Source organism: Paenibacillus sp. 01T422 (genome assembly GCF_056398785.1).
The window spans coordinates 1-15,544 of record NZ_JBFTQB010000112.1; the positions used below are offsets into that span (position 1 = coordinate 1).

Consider the following 15,544-nt stretch of genomic DNA (forward strand, 5'->3'; position numbering starts at 1 on the left):
GATTCACACTCTCCACCTTCGCGTTGACTTCATCAACGGAAGTTTCGATGTGAATGAACGACTCTTGAGCCTCGCCGGAAATCGTTAATCCGGCCTGCACTTTGCCCGCTCCATCTTGCATGGAGCTTACCGCGTGGTTGATCTGTCTCTGAATCGTAGAGACCAGATTCGTAATATTGCGTGCTGACGAAGCAGATTGCTCCGCAAGCTTACGCACTTCACCAGCAACAACCGCGAAGYCGCGGCCCGATTCTCCCGCACGTGCAGCTTCAATCGCCGCGTTCAGAGATAGCAAATTGGTTTGCGTGGAAATCTCATTGATGACATTGACAATCTCGCCAATTTTGTGGGCATTTTTCCCTAATGCTTCAATGACGCTGTTCACTTCTTGCACCGCTTCCGAAATCTCGCCCATCTGCCCTGCGATCGATACGACAGAACGTTTACCGTTTTGCGCGGCTGCTGTGGCTTGTCCAACAAGTCTAGCTACTTCCTGAGCAGACTCATCAATCAGCTTGGTGCTTGTAAGCATTTGCTGCACAGCCTCATTCGCTTGATTCACACCCGCAAACTGCTTCTCAAAATCTTCCGAAAGCTGCTGACTGGACGTCGCCACCTGTTTGGCAGCTTGCGAACTTTGCTCCGAGCTAGCTAGAAGCTCTTCTGAGCTTGCCGAAAGCGTTAGTGCATTATCAGCAATTTGAGACACCAAACTGCGCAGGCTTCCTGTCATCACATTAAAGGAGCCCGTTAATTTACCGACCTCATCCTCATACGGATAGTCCCCTTTTACAGAGAGATCCCCGCTAGCCGCTTTCTCCATATGCTCCTGTAATCTACGAATCGGAGTTGTAATGATCATATTTAATGCCAGTGCATTCACTGTCATAACAACAATAGCGATAATAACCGTAAGAATGATAACCCAGTGGGAAGTTTTGGAGTCGCTGCTGCTCGTTTTCTGGAAATTCTCAGCCGCTGTCTCTTTGAGTTGCACCAATTTATCGAGGGCTACGATGGTTTTATCACCATGCGGAGACACTTCATTATTATAAACCTGGTAGGCAACTTGATTATTCTTCGTAGCATGATCGATCGTCGTTGTGACGATTTCGCGATACTTCTTATTCAGCTCTTCAAAATCTCTGAAAGCTGCCGCTTCCTCTTCCGTTAACCGAATCCCTGCCAATTTCGTGACAAGCTCCTGATTCATCGCGCTGTTTACATCAAGTTTGGCTTTCAGCTTACCTTTATATTTCACATCTACAGATAACATCATTTCAAGCAAATTTGATTGAGTTTCATTGAAGTTGGTTTTTAGCTGATTAATCCATTTGACAGATAACAGGCTTTCCTCGTACATTCTAGTAGAATTACCAGACATCTTATCCATGAAGTAATAACCCGTAATACCCACAATCAGCAGGAATAAAATAGCAATAGCATTCATGAAGAGCAGTTTGTAACGCAGTTTAAGGTTGCGAAGGACGGACAGGTTGGCTTTCACATTTCTTGCCTTCTTTCGTTGATTCACATCCAATTTCAAAGTCCAGTTCTCCTCCCGACATGCAGATCCTCTAACATATGTTAGATTACCTTATACATAAAAAATTAATTTACCTATGGTTTATTTTACAAACAAGTGAACATTATGTAAAGACAAAATTCGCCATAAAACGTATATCCATAGAACTTTTATCCTAGTATATTACTACCACTTTATCTGTAGATCGGGATTTTTGTTATGCAATTAATAGGCGTTATTGAGAATCCGCTCTCGGGTTATGGCAGAGGATCTAACATCTGGAAGGAGATTGAAACATTTCTACAGATGAACCAAATTTCCTATGTCGCTAAAATAACGAAAAAAGCTGGCGAAGCCCAGGGGCTCGCCATCTCTATCATTCAAGAACATTCGGTTAGCAAGCTCATTGGGACATCGGTTTCACTTCGCCCACAAATGCCTTTGCTTATTCAAGCAGATGGCGAATTCGCGGGGGCCACACCTCTGCAAATCAGCTTGGAGCCTGCGTCTATCACCGTCATTTGCTATACGGATAGTTTCAATCGCTCGCGCTGTACAATCAAGTACACGACGAATCCAGCGAGGATACACGCAATACCTGTAATCGACAGATCCGGTGACAGCCCATCCTTGGATATTTGTGTATAGAGACCAACTCCGGCAAGCATCATCGCATTTTCTACGAAATTTTGAATAGCTATCGTTTTCCCTGCTCCTACCATCCCCTGGCCTCTATCTTGCAAGACGGAATTCATAGGTACAATAAACACACCGCCGCTGAACCCTACAAGAAGTAGYAGTCCTATTGTTGTATACAAATTGGTGATAAGCGGGAACAGCAAAATGCAGATGATCATGAGAATTCCGAATATAAATGAATTATAGTACCGCTTGGCTGGAACTAGCTTCGGCGTCATCAGTGCCCCAAGCATGATCCCTACACCGGTTACAGCGACAAGCATAGAGATCTGATCGATGGACTCGATGCCAAGATGAGCCGGCACCCATGCGATGATCGCTAGCCGAACAACCGAAGAAGTCATCCAGAATGAGCCAGTGCCAACAAGCGAGAAACGGGTAGCGCGGTCTTTCAACAAAGCACTCATGTCAGAAAGGAAGGTTCTCGCTGCCCTCCCATAGCGGATCGACGGATCGCCTTGCATTTTCGGCATTTGCAGTGTCAATTGCAGAGATAACAAGTACAGGACAAGGCAAGCGATCATCGAACCTGACAGCGACATTTTCGCCAAAATACCACCACAAACAGAACCAAGCAAAATGGCCATTATCGTATACCCTTCCATTCGCGCATTGGCTCGGAGCAGTTCATCATCGGAATGGGTCAGCGCAGGAAGAATACCATATTTGGCTGGTGAATAAACCGCTGCCCCTATGCCGACGATCCCATAGCTGACAGCCGGGTCCACATGAAGGAACATCGCGATAATGCCGATGCTTTTGATCACATTTCCGACGAGAAGAACGCGGGATTTGGAGTTCTTATCAGCTATAGCACCGACAAAAGGCGCCAATAGCACGAATGCAACCAGAAAAAAGGCTTGAACAACACCGATGTAATAGTCGGGAAAGGCATTCTGCTTAATAATCGCCAAAGTAATGAAGAGAATCATATTATCGGCAAAGGCGGAAAGAAATTGGGTCAAGTTGAGCGTCTGAAGCGGTTTCATTTTCATATCATTTCTCTCCCTTAGGATGCATGATGCTCCTCTAGCGCAATTCGCTTAATGGATACATAATCTACTTTCCCACTGCCCAGAAGCGGCAATTTCTCTACATATCGCAGCTCGGAAGGCATATAAATCCCCGGATGCCCTTTCTGTTTCATCGATTCTTTCAGAGCCTGGAGGTGTGTATCTGCGCTGTTATGGTACACCACAATCCGTTCCCCTTTTCGCGCATCTGGCACAGCAACGGCTGCGCATATGGCTTGTAGCGGCAAGCTCATCGATACGAGTTCCTCGACCATTGGCAGCGACACCTTTTCCCCGCCAATCTTGGCAAAAGACTGCATCCTGCCCTGTATCGACAGGAATCCTTCTTCATCGATTTGTACAATATCGCCACAGCTGTACCATTCCGGGCAAGGAACAAAACCCTGACCATGGATCAAATATCCTTTCATCACATTGGGACCTTTCACAAGCAGATTGCCGCCAAGCTCGATGCCATCCACCTTCTCAATCCGAACCTGAATACCTGGCAGTACACGACCTACGGTTCCTTTTTTAACATGCATAGGCGTATTGAGCGAAATAACGGGCGCTGTCTCCGTCGTTCCGTAGCCTTCCATGATCCTGATGCCGAATTTATCGGCCCAGGTTTGACGGACTTCCTCTTTCAGTTTCTCGGCGCCAGCCACGACATATTTCAACGAACAAGCAAAATCATAAGCATGAGCCGTTCTCGCATAAGCCGATAGAAACGTTGACGTACCGAACAAAATCGTAATATTCCGATCGTAAACAATCTCTGGAATCACTTTATAATGCAGAGGATTTGGATACATGACCACCTTCATGCCAGAAAGTACCGGCAGCATCGTCCCCGCTGTTAAACCGAAGGAATGGAACATGGGCATCGCTCCGAGGAGAATATCAGCCGCATTGAAGGCAATCACAGCCTTGGCCTGCTGTATATTAGCACAAATATTTCGGTGGGTCAGAACAACCCCCTTTGGTTTGCTTTCACTCCCTGATGTGAAGAGAACAACCTCATTCTCCCCTTCGCCGACCGGACCTTGCACTTTCATCAAGTAATTATGGAATCCCACCCATTTATGTTGAAAAGCAATGCTCTCTCTGACCTCTTCCAGATAAATAATCGAGTAGACTTCACTTGCCTGATTGATAAAATCGGTCAGTCCCGCCTTCTCGATAAAAGCTCGAGACGTAACAATCGTCTTCGCAGAAACGGTTTCACAGGCGTCCAGCATGGCTTGTTTTCCTGCGGTATAATTCAGTATCGCCGGCGTAATTCCCAAGCGGAATAATGAAAATAAAGTGACGACATGCGCCGCCGCATTCGGCAGTAGGATAGCTGTACGCTTCTGGTTGCCGAGCAGTTCCTTCAATCGCTCCGCCATTGTATAGGTGGTTAACAGCAGCTTGCGGTAGCTTATCGACGTATTCGATAGGATGTCTTCACAAATCATTTTTGAATAACCATGCTGCTTGGCAGCGGTGAGCATTTCGTTGAATAAATTAAGCTCCGGTTTCATCCGGCTATCTACGAGATGACTCTGCATTCGGCTGCCGATCTGATCCGTTGCCTGCTCCTTCTGAACTCTTCGAGAAAGGTGCTCATTCACAGGCACTTGAAAAGATTCCCCAATCGTGATGGTAACTGCCGGAAACCATATCTGTTTCATTTTGCCACGAAGATACGAAAATTTTGAGAACTCCAACCCGTTAATCGCTATCGGCACCATGTGCGCCTGAGATCTCGATGCAATGTAACCAATGCCGCCGTACAACTTCATCATGCTGCCAGTGGTCGATATGCGTCCCTCCGGAAAAATGACAAGCGGCGTACCGCTTTGCACCGTTTTGAGCATTTTCCGTACAGAGTATGGGTTGAGTGGATCTACTGGAATATGTGTACGAAAATGGAGCGGCCAAGCAAACCGCTCAGCCATTCGTGTATTCACGACAAAGGCCACTTCGTCGGGCAGGATCAACGCTAGCAGAACAGCATCCAGCAAAGAAACATGGTTAGGTATGAGCACTGTTTTATCTGTAAAATTAAGCCGCTGCATCCCTTTCACTTTCACACGAAAACTAGCTAGTAAGACAGGGCGCAACAGTGGAAGCAGAAGCCTTAACAGTACAATAAACAACCATTTAATCATGGTGACTCCTCCTAAGCGTTCGCATGGCAAATCTGAGAAAACCTTGGTTAAACGTATTAAGAATCCATTCCTTTGTTGGGCTTCTCTTAATACCAGGTCATAATCCCATTGTATGCATTTGCAGCGATTCTGATAGTACTAACTTTACCTAGTACTACTCACCAATCACCCGCTGGATTAGCGTTACTACAACCTTTGCTGCCCTCCTCCCACTATAAATTTATTAAAAAAGGACCACAGCATCCGAATGCAGTGGTCCTTCTTGTGACTTATTCACTTCGTAACTTCGCTCGTTAATGCTAGTGTATTCCCCTCGGAGTCCCGGAAGAACGCCATCCAAATATCCACATGACTCATTGTTGCAACGACGTGAGGTTCGCTAATAAATGCAACACCTCGTTCGATGAAAGCTTCATACACCTGTTTAATGTCTTCCACCTTATAATAGATGACAGATCCTGGATGATTAAATTCAGGTTTTTCAGGAAGGCTGAGCATCAAACGAATGCCATTGCAATCAAAAAAAGCCATTTGCCCTGCTTGAAACACAAATTTCATGCCCAAGGTGTCGCGATAAAAAAGAAATGGCCCTTTCTATATCAACGGCATTAACAGAAATTTGTCCTATTTGAGCTAAGATGTTCTCGTTCATACAATTCCCCTTCCAAACCGATTTACCCATATTCTACCATATCAATGAAAAATGCGATAGAATATCCATCTGTACGTCCGTGATAGAGGATCTAGAGTCTACTATTTCAATCGAATCCGTTGTTTCCTTGTTCCAGCGGAACTACAGGGCTTTATTCACCCTCAGATTGGTGTTTTTCAGTTAATATAGGCAGAATAGCGAACTGTAGTTCCTCTTCATCCCACAATGACGTGCGGTTGCACAAAATAGCGGATCATAGTTCCTCAAATTCACCCACGGCTGGCACCCGCCAGCGTCTACCGCTTACTCGCCTTTTAATAAAGCCTTAAGCTTGGCTGGAAAGTCCGTAATAATGCCAGTAACACCAGCATCGATCATCTTCTTAAAATCTCTCGTTACATTCACGGTATAAGGATATGTCGCCAAGCCGGCTCCTGCCGCCGCATCACCATCTTCTTTCTCAAAATGGTGATGATACGGGTGCAGAGAGTGCACTTCGACTCCGATTTGCTGAGCATATGCTGCATGGTCAATCAAGTTGGCAGCATACAGCAGCCCTACTTTCACGTCAGGCTCGGCCAATTTGATACGCTGAATTACTTTGTGATCGAAGGAGGAAATCACTACGTCTTCCATCCTGCCGCTTTCACGCAAAAAGGAAAGCAACGCCTTCTCCATTAGACCTTCATAAGCGTGCTTCACTTCCACATTGATAAGGAAACCACGTGGGACAATTTCAAAAACCTCGCGAAGCAAAGGTACTCTTTCCCCAATGAATGCGTCGGAAAACCATGAACCAGCATCGAGTTCTTTGATTTCATCCAAGTTTTTTTCGCAAATTAGGCCAGAACCATTCGTTGTGCGATCAAGTGTAGTATCATGACATACAACAATTTCGCCGTCTTTCGTGATATGCACATCCAATTCAATGCCTTCTGCCCCTTGCTCGAAAGCMAAAGCAAAAGATCTTAACGTATTTTCTGGTGCTTCCCCAGCTGCTCCTCTATGCCCTATTACAATTGGTTGTTGTGTGCTCATTATACATAACACGCTCCTAACATCGTTAACTGCTTATCCTCAAATTATAGTAGAGTACTTCCTCTTTTGCCCAGTAAATCTTCGTAAATATTATGTAAACAAGCAGGTAAAATTCACAAATCATTTATACCTATTTAACATTGGTCAAATAACAGAACGTTAAGCTAATAGAGATCTAACTAGTCTAATAATCTTTATGGAGGATATTGAATGAGTACGTTGGACCAGGATTTAACATTAACAAATGCTCCGAAAAAAATAACAACACGTGCTGAACTCCCCCCTCGTTCCATGTTCTTCTCGAAATGGGCGGAGACGCTGCTTGGCTATATTTTCTTATTTCCATCATTACTGCTTTTCGGCGTTTTCCTATTCTACCCTTTGATTCAAACCCTTTATCTCAGCATGCACGAAACCGATCCTAGAGGCAGAGTAGCTTCCTTTGTCGGTTTTGATAACTTTACGGCTATCTTCACGTCAGAGAAGTTTTATAAAAGCTTGGAGGTCACCGGCTTATTCACCATTCTGACGGTACCGACCAGCATCGCTCTTGCGCTTCTGCTTGCAGCTCTCACGCACAATCAGCTAAAAGGGATGCGTTTTTTCCAATTTATTTTCTCACTGCCTGTCGTTCTTTCGGTAGGAACATCCTCTGTCATCTGGATGATGCTTTTCCATCCTAGTGTTGGCATGCTTAACTACCTGCTGCAGCTTGTGGGCTTAGAACCTGTTGCTTGGCTAACGGATCCAAGATGGGCGCTACTTTCTGTCTCCTTGATGACCGTATGGATGAATCTCGGCTTCAATTACATCGTCCTATTCAGTGGCCTGCAGGGCATTCCCGATGAAATTTACGACAGTGCCAAAATTGACGGCGCCGGTCCAGTTCGGACGTTTGTGCAAATCATTCTACCACTGCTTTCACCGACAGTGTTTTTCGTCACGATTGTATCGATCATCGGCGCTTTCCAATCCTTCGGACAGATTCACATTCTGACCAAAGGCGGTCCTATCAACTCTACCGATGTGCTCGTTTATAACTTGTATCAAGATGCTTTCATTAACTTCCGGTTTGGGACTGGAAGCGCGCAGGCCCTTGTTCTGTTCACAATCATCCTGATTTTCACCTTCGTGCAATTCAAAGTGTTCGAAAGGAATGTGCATTATCAATGAACCGTCCCTTACAAAAAACAACCGTTTATATCCTATTGGCAATTGCAGCCGCTCTTGTGCTGTATCCAATCTTTTACACGTTCTCAGCTACTTTCATGACACCTGATGAAGCTTCGGCTTATCCACCACGCTTCTTGCCAAGCAGTTTCTATATCGGCAGTATTCTAGCTGTATTTAAACTCGTTCCGATAGCCAAATTCATTACAAACAGCTTCATCGTCTCCCTGCTCATCATGATTGGGCAGCTGATGACCTCCTCGATGGCGGCATACGCTTTTGCGAATATTCGGTTTAAAGGAAAAGCTTTCATCTTCTCATTGTTTATGGCGACGATGATGATTCCTTGGGAAGTCACGATCATACCGAATTATTTGACGGTCAAAAAGTGGGACTGGCTCGATAGCCTGCAAGGCCTAACGGTTCCTTTCCTGGCAACAGCTTTCGGTACCTTCCTGCTGCGCCAATTTTTCCTGCAACTGCCCAAAGAATTGTTCGAAGCGGCGCGTATCGACGGTTGTGGTCATTTCCGCATCTTTTTCCGAATCGTGCTGCCTTTGGGAAGACCCGCGCTTGCTACACTAGCTGTCTATGCGTTCCTGAACGCTTGGAACATGTACCTATGGCCGCTGCTCATTACGAACAGTGAAGAAATGCGAACTGCACAGATCGGCATCGCCATGCTGCAATTTGAAGAATTGACCGTGTGGAACCTCGTTTTGGCTGGTGTAACCATCGTCCTCTTGCCATCACTTCTTCTGCTCGTACTTGGTTTAAAGCAGCTCGTACGCGGACTCACCGCTGGGGCTGTGAAAGGTTAATCTTGTTGGCTGCTCTGTTCGGCTATGAAGCTGAGTCAGATTTCCATAAATAAAAATAAGGTTAAAAAAGGGAGAGAAACCATTCAATGAAATCCGTAAACATAAGGGTCACTGCTTTAACAGCGACAGCAATCATGATGATGCTGGCTAGTGCATGCGGCAAAGCAGAAGTAGCACCAGCTAGCAGCACTGCACCAGCAAGTACAACGGCCGCTTCAACAGCACCTACGAAGGCTGCAGAACCAGTCAAAGTCATCTGGTGGCACTCCATGAGTGGCGAGCTCGGCCAAGCTGTAGACAAACTTGTCGCAGATTTCAATGCTTCCCAGAAAGACGTGAAAGTTGAAGCTGTCTTCCAAGGTACTTACGATGAAAGCTTGAATAAAATGAAAGCCTCCATGGATACAAAAAGCGGTCCATCCCTCATTCAAGTTTACGAAATCGGCTCCCGTTTCATGATCGATTCCAAGGCGATTACACCGGTTCAAAAATTCGTTGATGCCGACAAGTTCGATCTTTCACAGCTCGAAGAAAACATTTTGAATTATTACAAAGTTGACGATAAATTGAATTCCATGCCTTTTAACACTTCAAACCCAATCCTTTACTATAACAAAGACATGTTCAAAGCTGCTGGACTAGATCCAGAGAAGCCGCCAACAACGTACGAAGAAGTCGCAAAAGCAGCGCAAGCATTAAGCAAAGATGGTAAAGCTGGCGCATCCTTCGCCATTTACGGTTGGTTCATGGAGCAGTTCTTCGCGGGACAAGGTGCAGAATTCTTGAACAACGGAAACGGCCGTACAGCCGCAGCTACTGAAACTCTTCTCAACAATGAAGCAGGCGTCAAAACTTTGACTTGGTGGAAGGGAATGGTTGATAACAAGTCCCTCATGAATCTTGGTCGCAAAACGGATGACACGAAAAAAGCTTTCCTAGCTGGTCAAGTTGCCATGACACTCGATTCAACTGCTTCTTTACGTGGAATTGTTACAGGTGCAGAAGGCAAATTCCAAGTTGGAACAAGCGTTATGCCTAAACCTGCAGATGCCAAAGACGGCGGTGTCGTTGTTGGGGGCGCAAGTCTTTATATCTTGAACAACAAATCGGAAGCTGAGCAAAAAGGTGCATGGGAATTCATCAAATTCTTGACGAATCCGAAAACGCAAGCTTGGTGGAACGTTAACACTGGCTACTTCCCAATTACGAAAAAAGCGTATGATGAGCAAATTCTAAAAGATAATTTAGCGAAATTCCCGCAATTCCAAACAGCAATTGACCAACTTCACAACACGAAAGCGAACAAAGCAACGCAAGGCGCTGTCATGGGTGTATTCCCTGAAGCTCGTCAACTCGTTGAAACAGCCATCGAAGAAGCACTTACTGGTAAAAAATCACCGAAAGATGCCTTGGATGCAGCTTCAAAAACAATCGCTGAGAAACTGGCCGCTTACAATAAAACAGTAAAATAAGGCATTGACCTTTTCAATCAAGAAGCATATACTTTTATTCAACTTCCATATTCGATCGTGCCTATGATGAGAATCCAACTCGGAGGCGTTATCGCCAAGCATGCCGCCCTCCTGCCGATGAATTTTCTAAAACCCAATCTAACGGCTAACTATGTATTAACAGGCAGCTTTGCGGAAAAAGCTTACAAAGAAGCTGCGTATATAGGTCGTACCCATGCCGCGGCAAGCTCCAAAGAACAAGGTTGGCGCGGAATTCCTGCCTTGGGTACAAAGGATCTAAGCCCAGACGCTGCCTACGTGCATATCACCATGAATAATACCATCGAAGGCTCGCGATATGCGGAAATACCCGAAGTCGGCGCCGTCCCTCTAGTTGGCGATATGACCAGTGACATCCTAAGCCGCAAGCTGGATCTCCAGAAGTTCTCGATGATCTATGCTGGAGCCCAAAAAAATCTTGGACCCGCTGGTGTTACAGTTGTCGTCATCCGTGAAAGCTGGTTGGAGCAAGCTTCCAACGAGATTCCCGAAATCATGCGCTACAGCACTTTTGTCAAAAACAAATCCCTATTCAACACGCCACCCGTTCACGCCATTTACATGACAAATTTGGTGCTCCAATGGGCACAAAAACAAGGCGGCGTGGAACAATTAGAACGGCATAATCTTGTAAAAGCCGGTCTCATTTATGAAGTCATCGATGCGAGCGACGGTTTCTATCAAGGGATTATTGATGTCAAAGACCGTTCTTCCATGAATGTCACATGGCGCATGGCCAATGAAGAGCTTGAGCGTCGTTTTATCGCGGAATCCGAGACTCACGGCTTCGAGGGCTTGGCCGGACACCGCAGTGTTGGCGGTCTGCGCGCATCAGCATACAATGCTGTCCCTTATGATGCCTGCCAAGCTTTAGCTGAATTCATGCTTGATTTTGCCCACAGAAACGGATAAACAAATAAAAGAGTCCCGTAGAGCGGCTTGCGCCATGCTCTCGGGACTTTTTATCTAAAGGTATTGGAAACCGCTCTAATGATGCTTATTTACCAAGTTGGTGAATGGGGTGTCCAAGCGCGCCTTCAGCTGCATCCATGATCATTTCTGTCAATGTTGGATGTGCGTGAATTGTCAAGGCGATATCTTCCAGGTTAGCACCCATCTCAACGGCAAGAGCAAGCTCGCCAATTAAGTTTGATGCTTCTGGACCAACAATTTGACCACCAAGCAGTTGGCCTGTTTCTTTGTCGCCAACAAGCTTCACGAAACCTTGTCCTGCGTTCAAAGAGTTAGCGCGGCCATTAGCTGCGTAAGGGAATTTACCGATCGTCACGTTAATGCCTTTTTCTTTTGCTTCTGTTTCACTCAAGCCAACACCAGCGATTTCTGGATCGGAGAACACAACAGCAGGCATTGCTTTGTAATCTACGATGCTAGAGTGACCAGCGATAGCTTCAGCAGCCACTTTTGCTTCATAAGAAGCTTTGTGAGCTAGAGAAAGACCAGGCACAACATCACCAATTGCAAAAATATGCGGGATGCTAGTTCTACCTTGGTTATCAACTTCGATCAAACCACGGTCCGTCAATTTCAAGTTAATCAGATCAAGACCAAGCTCGCCATCTGTATTCGGACGACGACCAACTGTTACAAGTACGTAATCAGCTGTCACTTGTTTCTCTTCGCCTTTCACTGTGAAAGTTACGGTTACGTCATTGTCTGTTTTCGTGCAGGATTGTGCTAGCGCTTCTGTATGAACCTCAACGCCCACTTTATCCAGGTTGCGTGCTACAAGCTTCGTCAGTTCTTTCTCGAAGCCTGGCAGTACGTGATCCGAACCTTCGAGTACGGTTACTTTCGTACCGAACTTCGCGTAGGTTTGGCCAAGCTCGATTCCGATATAGCCACCGCCGATAACGATCATGCTTTTCGGAACTTCAGGCAAGTTCAAAGCTTCCGTGGAAGAAATAATTCTTCCGCCGTAAGGGAATGCTTTCAGCTCAATCGGACGGGAACCCGTTGCGATAATACAGTGCTTAAAGCGGTAGCGCGGAGCTTCTGCATCATTGAACACACGTGCTTCGTGCTCATTGATGAACATTACTTCGCCCTGGAAAGTTTGGATCTTGTTGCCTTTGAGCAGCGCGCTAACGCCACCCGTTTGTTTAGCAACAATACTATTTTTCCAAGCTTGTACCTTCGCAAAGTCCACTTTCACGTTCTCTACAGAGATACCCATGCTATCAGCGTGCTGCGCATGCTCATACGTGTGAGCAGCGGAAATCAACGCTTTGGAAGGGATACAGCCGCGGTTCAAGCAGACGCCGCCCCACTCCGATTTATCTACAATAAGGACACTTTGACCAAGTTGAGCCGCGCGAATGGCAGCTACGTAACCACCTGGTCCTGCACCGATGACTAGCAAGTCTATATCTAGAGAAGCATCTCCCACTACCATGTTGTTACACCTCCAAGACGAGAAGCTCTGGATCAGCCAGAAGCTGTTTGATGTAGTTCAAGAAGCTTTGCGCAGTCGCTCCGTCTACGATACGGTGATCGAAACTTAGGGAAAGAGCCATAACCGATGCTGCAACGATTTGACCGTTTTTCACGACAGGTTTCTCCGTAATACGGCCTGCACCTAGGATTGCAACTTCAGGGAAGTTGATAACCGGTGTGAAGAACATACCGCCTACAGAACCAATGTTGGTAATGGAGATCGTGCCGCCCTTCATCTCGTTCGGAGTCAATTTGCCATCGCGTCCGCGAGTAGCCAAATCTTTGATGGAAGAAGCGATCGACCATACATTTTTGCGATCTGCGTCATGAATAACAGGTACGAGCAAGCCGTTGTCTGTATCTGTTGCGATACCGATATTGTAGTACTTTTTGTAGACGATCTCTTGTTTCTCTTCGTCGATCATCGCGTTCAACGCCGGGAATTGACGGCAAGCCGCTACCAATGCTTTCACGATGAAAGGAAGGTAAGTCAACTTCACGCCTTTTTTCTCAGCAAGAGGTTTCGTGCGCTCACGCAGAGCGACTAACGCGCTCACGTCGATTTCGTCCATCAGTGTCACGTGCGGTGCCGTGTACACGGATTTCACCATCGCGTTCGCGATGATTTTCCGGATTCCTTTGAACGGAACCCGCTCTTCTACGCGATCGCCCACAGCGACCTGCGTGCTAGCCGCAGGTGCTGCGCTTCCAGCTGCTTCCGCTGCAGCTGGCTCTGTTGCTGCCGGAGCCGCGGCGTTGCCAGCTCCGCTCGCGCCAAGCACGTCCTCGCGTGTTACGCGGCCGTGCTTGCCTGTAGGCGTCACCTCTGCGAGTGTGATGCCTTTTTCTCTTGCTAGCTTGCGCACGCTAGGCGTCGCAAGCACTTCACGGCCAGCGCCAGCGCTTGGCGCTGCTGGTGTTGCAGCAACTGCAGCAGGTGCTGCTGCAGGAGCCTCTGCTACGGCTACCGCTGTAGCAGCAGGTGTCGCTGCGGCCGCAGGCGCAGCGTTGTTGGAGCTGCTGTGATGCATAGACTCAGCCGGCATCTCGCCTGTTACTTCGATTGTCATCACGAGCTCGCCAATCGTACAGATTTGTCCGTCTTTTACAGCGACACTAACGACTTTACCTTCTACTGGACAAGGAACTTCAACAACAGCTTTGTCGTTCTGTACTTCCATAAGAATTGTTTCGTCCGTTACGGTGTCACCCGCTTTAACGAGCATCTTAACGATTTCGCCTTCATGTATGCCTTCTCCAAGCTCTGGGAACTTGTATTCAAACAATGCCACGTGTACTACCTCCTGTTACCTTCGACTGTGAATTAGAATTCGAGTACTTGTTTAATACCGGCAATGACACTTGCTGGGCTAGGCAACCAAGCATCTTCGATTTGTGCGAACGGATAAACGGTATCCGGAGGCGCAATACGTAGAACTGGAGCTTCCAAGTGAAGAATTGCTTTTTCATTAATTTGAGCAATAACCTCTGCGGCTACTCCAGAAGTTTTTTGCGCTTCTTGTACGATAATTGCACGATTCGTTTTCTTGATCGAAGTGACAATCGTTTCGATATCAAGCGGAAGCAGGGTACGAAGGTCGATAACTTCCACTTTAACACCTTGTGTTTTCTCGATTTCTTCAGCCGCTTTCACGGATGTATGAACCATTGCTCCGTAAGTAATAATCGTTACATCAGAACCTTCACGAACAACGTTCGCTTTACCAAGCTCAATGGTGTATTCGCCTTCTGGTACTTCTGCGCGGAATGCGCGGTATAAGTTCAGATGCTCCATGAAGAAGACAGGGTCATTGTCGCGAATCGCGGAAATGAGCAAGCCCTTCGCATCATAAGGGTTGGAAGGAACAACAACTTTAATCCCCGGAGTTTGCACTAACAAACCTTCAAGTGCATCCGTGTGAAGCTCAGCCGCTTTAACGCCGCCGCCGAAAGGCGTACGGAATACGATTGGCGAGTTGTAACGGCCACCGGAACGGTAACGCATACGAGCTGCTTGCACGCAAATTTGGTCAAGAGCTTCGTAAATAAACCCTACGAATTGAATCTCAGCAATTGGACGGAAGCCTTGAACGCCAAGACCTACAGCAAGTCCGCCGATTGCAGACTCAGCAAGAGGCGTATCGAATACGCGATCTTCGCCGAATTCTTTTTGTAAACCTTCTGTAGCACGGAATACGCCACCAACATGGCCAACGTCTTCGCCGAACAAAATTACATTTGGATCTCTTTCCAGTTCAACGCGCATTGCGTCTTTAATCGCTTGAATCATCGTCATTTGTGCCATGACTTCTCCGTGCCTCCTAAGAGTTTTTGCCAGATTTTATTTATACGCTTGCTTCTGATCTTCGAGATGTGCAGGTGTAACTTCGAACATGGAGTCGATTAAGCCCGGAACTGTCATTTTCTCAGTTTCCTCAGCCTTTTTAATGTGCTCAGCAACAGTTGCTTTTGCTTCTTCTTTCACTTTAGCCTCTTCTTCTTCGC

The 15,544-nt window shown here is 46.5% G+C and carries 12 protein-coding genes and 1 pseudogene; 4 read left to right on the forward strand and 9 right to left on the reverse strand.

Features of this window, described 5'->3' with window-relative positions:
• The 5 genes from AC1DUA_RS08620 to AC1DUA_RS08640 all read right to left on the reverse strand — a co-directional run.
• The coding region (locus AC1DUA_RS08620) for a methyl-accepting chemotaxis protein (RefSeq protein WP_477499341.1) at positions 1–1,546 on the reverse strand (1,546 nt) is incomplete at its 3' end.
• A 503-nt stretch (positions 1,547–2,049) separates the two neighbouring features.
• A complete protein-coding gene (lplT, locus tag AC1DUA_RS08625) occupies positions 2,050–3,219 on the reverse strand; it encodes a lysophospholipid transporter LplT (RefSeq protein WP_477499342.1) in 1,170 nt (389 codons plus the stop codon).
• Between the two features lie 14 nt (positions 3,220–3,233).
• Positions 3,234–5,393, reverse strand: a complete 2,160-nt coding sequence (locus AC1DUA_RS08630; RefSeq protein ID WP_477499343.1) for an AMP-binding protein — start codon at positions 5,391–5,393, stop codon at positions 3,234–3,236.
• Between the two features lie 273 nt (positions 5,394–5,666).
• Complete coding sequence (locus tag AC1DUA_RS08635; RefSeq protein WP_477499344.1) at positions 5,667–5,924, reverse strand: VOC family protein; 258 nt, start codon at positions 5,922–5,924, stop codon at positions 5,667–5,669.
• 424 nt (positions 5,925–6,348) lie between these two features.
• Positions 6,349–7,083 carry a glycerophosphodiester phosphodiesterase family protein gene (locus AC1DUA_RS08640; protein WP_477499345.1) on the reverse strand — a complete coding sequence of 245 codons (735 nt, stop codon included), beginning with the start codon at positions 7,081–7,083 and terminating at the stop codon, positions 6,349–6,351.
• A 291-nt stretch (positions 7,084–7,374) separates the two neighbouring features.
• Here AC1DUA_RS08640 and AC1DUA_RS08645 point away from each other — a divergent pair, with 291 nt between their 5' ends.
• The 4 genes from AC1DUA_RS08645 (at position 7,375) to serC (ending at position 11,497) form a co-directional block, all read left to right on the forward strand.
• Positions 7,375–8,256 (forward strand): carbohydrate ABC transporter permease, encoded by an 882-nt coding sequence (locus AC1DUA_RS08645; protein WP_477499352.1) that lies wholly within the window; start codon positions 7,375–7,377, stop codon positions 8,254–8,256.
• Positions 8,253–9,074, forward strand: a complete 822-nt coding sequence (locus AC1DUA_RS08650; RefSeq protein ID WP_477499346.1) for a carbohydrate ABC transporter permease — start codon at positions 8,253–8,255, stop codon at positions 9,072–9,074. The genes AC1DUA_RS08645 and AC1DUA_RS08650 overlap by 4 nt, the downstream gene beginning before the upstream one ends.
• A gap of 86 nt (positions 9,075–9,160) precedes the next feature.
• A complete protein-coding gene (locus tag AC1DUA_RS08655) occupies positions 9,161–10,546 on the forward strand; it encodes an ABC transporter substrate-binding protein (protein WP_477499347.1) in 1,386 nt (461 codons plus the stop codon).
• A 63-nt stretch (positions 10,547–10,609) separates the two neighbouring features.
• Complete coding sequence (serC, locus tag AC1DUA_RS08660) at positions 10,610–11,497, forward strand: 3-phosphoserine/phosphohydroxythreonine transaminase (RefSeq protein WP_477499348.1); 888 nt, start codon at positions 10,610–10,612, stop codon at positions 11,495–11,497.
• Positions 11,498–11,582: 85 nt separating this feature from the next.
• On the opposite strand, the gene lpdA is transcribed toward serC, so the two are convergent.
• The 4 genes and pseudogenes from lpdA to AC1DUA_RS08680 form a co-directional block, all read right to left on the reverse strand.
• Positions 11,583–12,998: a dihydrolipoyl dehydrogenase gene (gene lpdA, locus AC1DUA_RS08665; protein ID WP_477499349.1), complete on the reverse strand. Its 1,416-nt coding sequence runs from the start codon at positions 12,996–12,998 to the stop codon at positions 11,583–11,585.
• 4 nt (positions 12,999–13,002) lie between these two features.
• Positions 13,003–14,331 (reverse strand): dihydrolipoamide acetyltransferase family protein, encoded by a 1,329-nt coding sequence (locus AC1DUA_RS08670; protein ID WP_477499350.1) that lies wholly within the window; start codon positions 14,329–14,331, stop codon positions 13,003–13,005.
• 32 nt (positions 14,332–14,363) lie between these two features.
• On the reverse strand, positions 14,364–15,344 hold the full coding sequence (locus AC1DUA_RS08675; protein WP_477499351.1) for an alpha-ketoacid dehydrogenase subunit beta: 981 nt from the start codon (positions 15,342–15,344) through the stop codon (positions 14,364–14,366).
• 36 nt (positions 15,345–15,380) lie between these two features.
• Positions 15,381–15,544 (reverse strand): annotated as a pseudogene (locus tag AC1DUA_RS08680) (pyruvate dehydrogenase (acetyl-transferring) E1 component subunit alpha); the annotation flags it as partial.

Coding starts and splice junctions, on each gene's coding strand:
- AC1DUA_RS08655 (WP_477499347.1), top strand. CDS start 9,161: ATGAAATCCGTAAACATAAGGGTCACTGCTTTAACAGCGACAGCAATC.
- AC1DUA_RS08630 (WP_477499343.1), bottom strand. CDS start 5,393: ATGATTAAATGGTTGTTTATTGTACTGTTAAGGCTTCTGCTTCCACTG.
- AC1DUA_RS08650 (WP_477499346.1), top strand. CDS start 8,253: ATGAACCGTCCCTTACAAAAAACAACCGTTTATATCCTATTGGCAATT.
- AC1DUA_RS08635 (WP_477499344.1), bottom strand. CDS start 5,924: ATGGCTTTTTTTGATTGCAATGGCATTCGTTTGATGCTCAGCCTTCCT.
- serC (WP_477499348.1), top strand. CDS start 10,610: ATGATGAGAATCCAACTCGGAGGCGTTATCGCCAAGCATGCCGCCCTC.
- AC1DUA_RS08675 (WP_477499351.1), bottom strand. CDS start 15,344: ATGGCACAAATGACGATGATTCAAGCGATTAAAGACGCAATGCGCGTT.
- AC1DUA_RS08645 (WP_477499352.1), top strand. CDS start 7,375: ATGTTCTTCTCGAAATGGGCGGAGACGCTGCTTGGCTATATTTTCTTA.
- lpdA (WP_477499349.1), bottom strand. CDS start 12,998: ATGGTAGTGGGAGATGCTTCTCTAGATATAGACTTGCTAGTCATCGGT.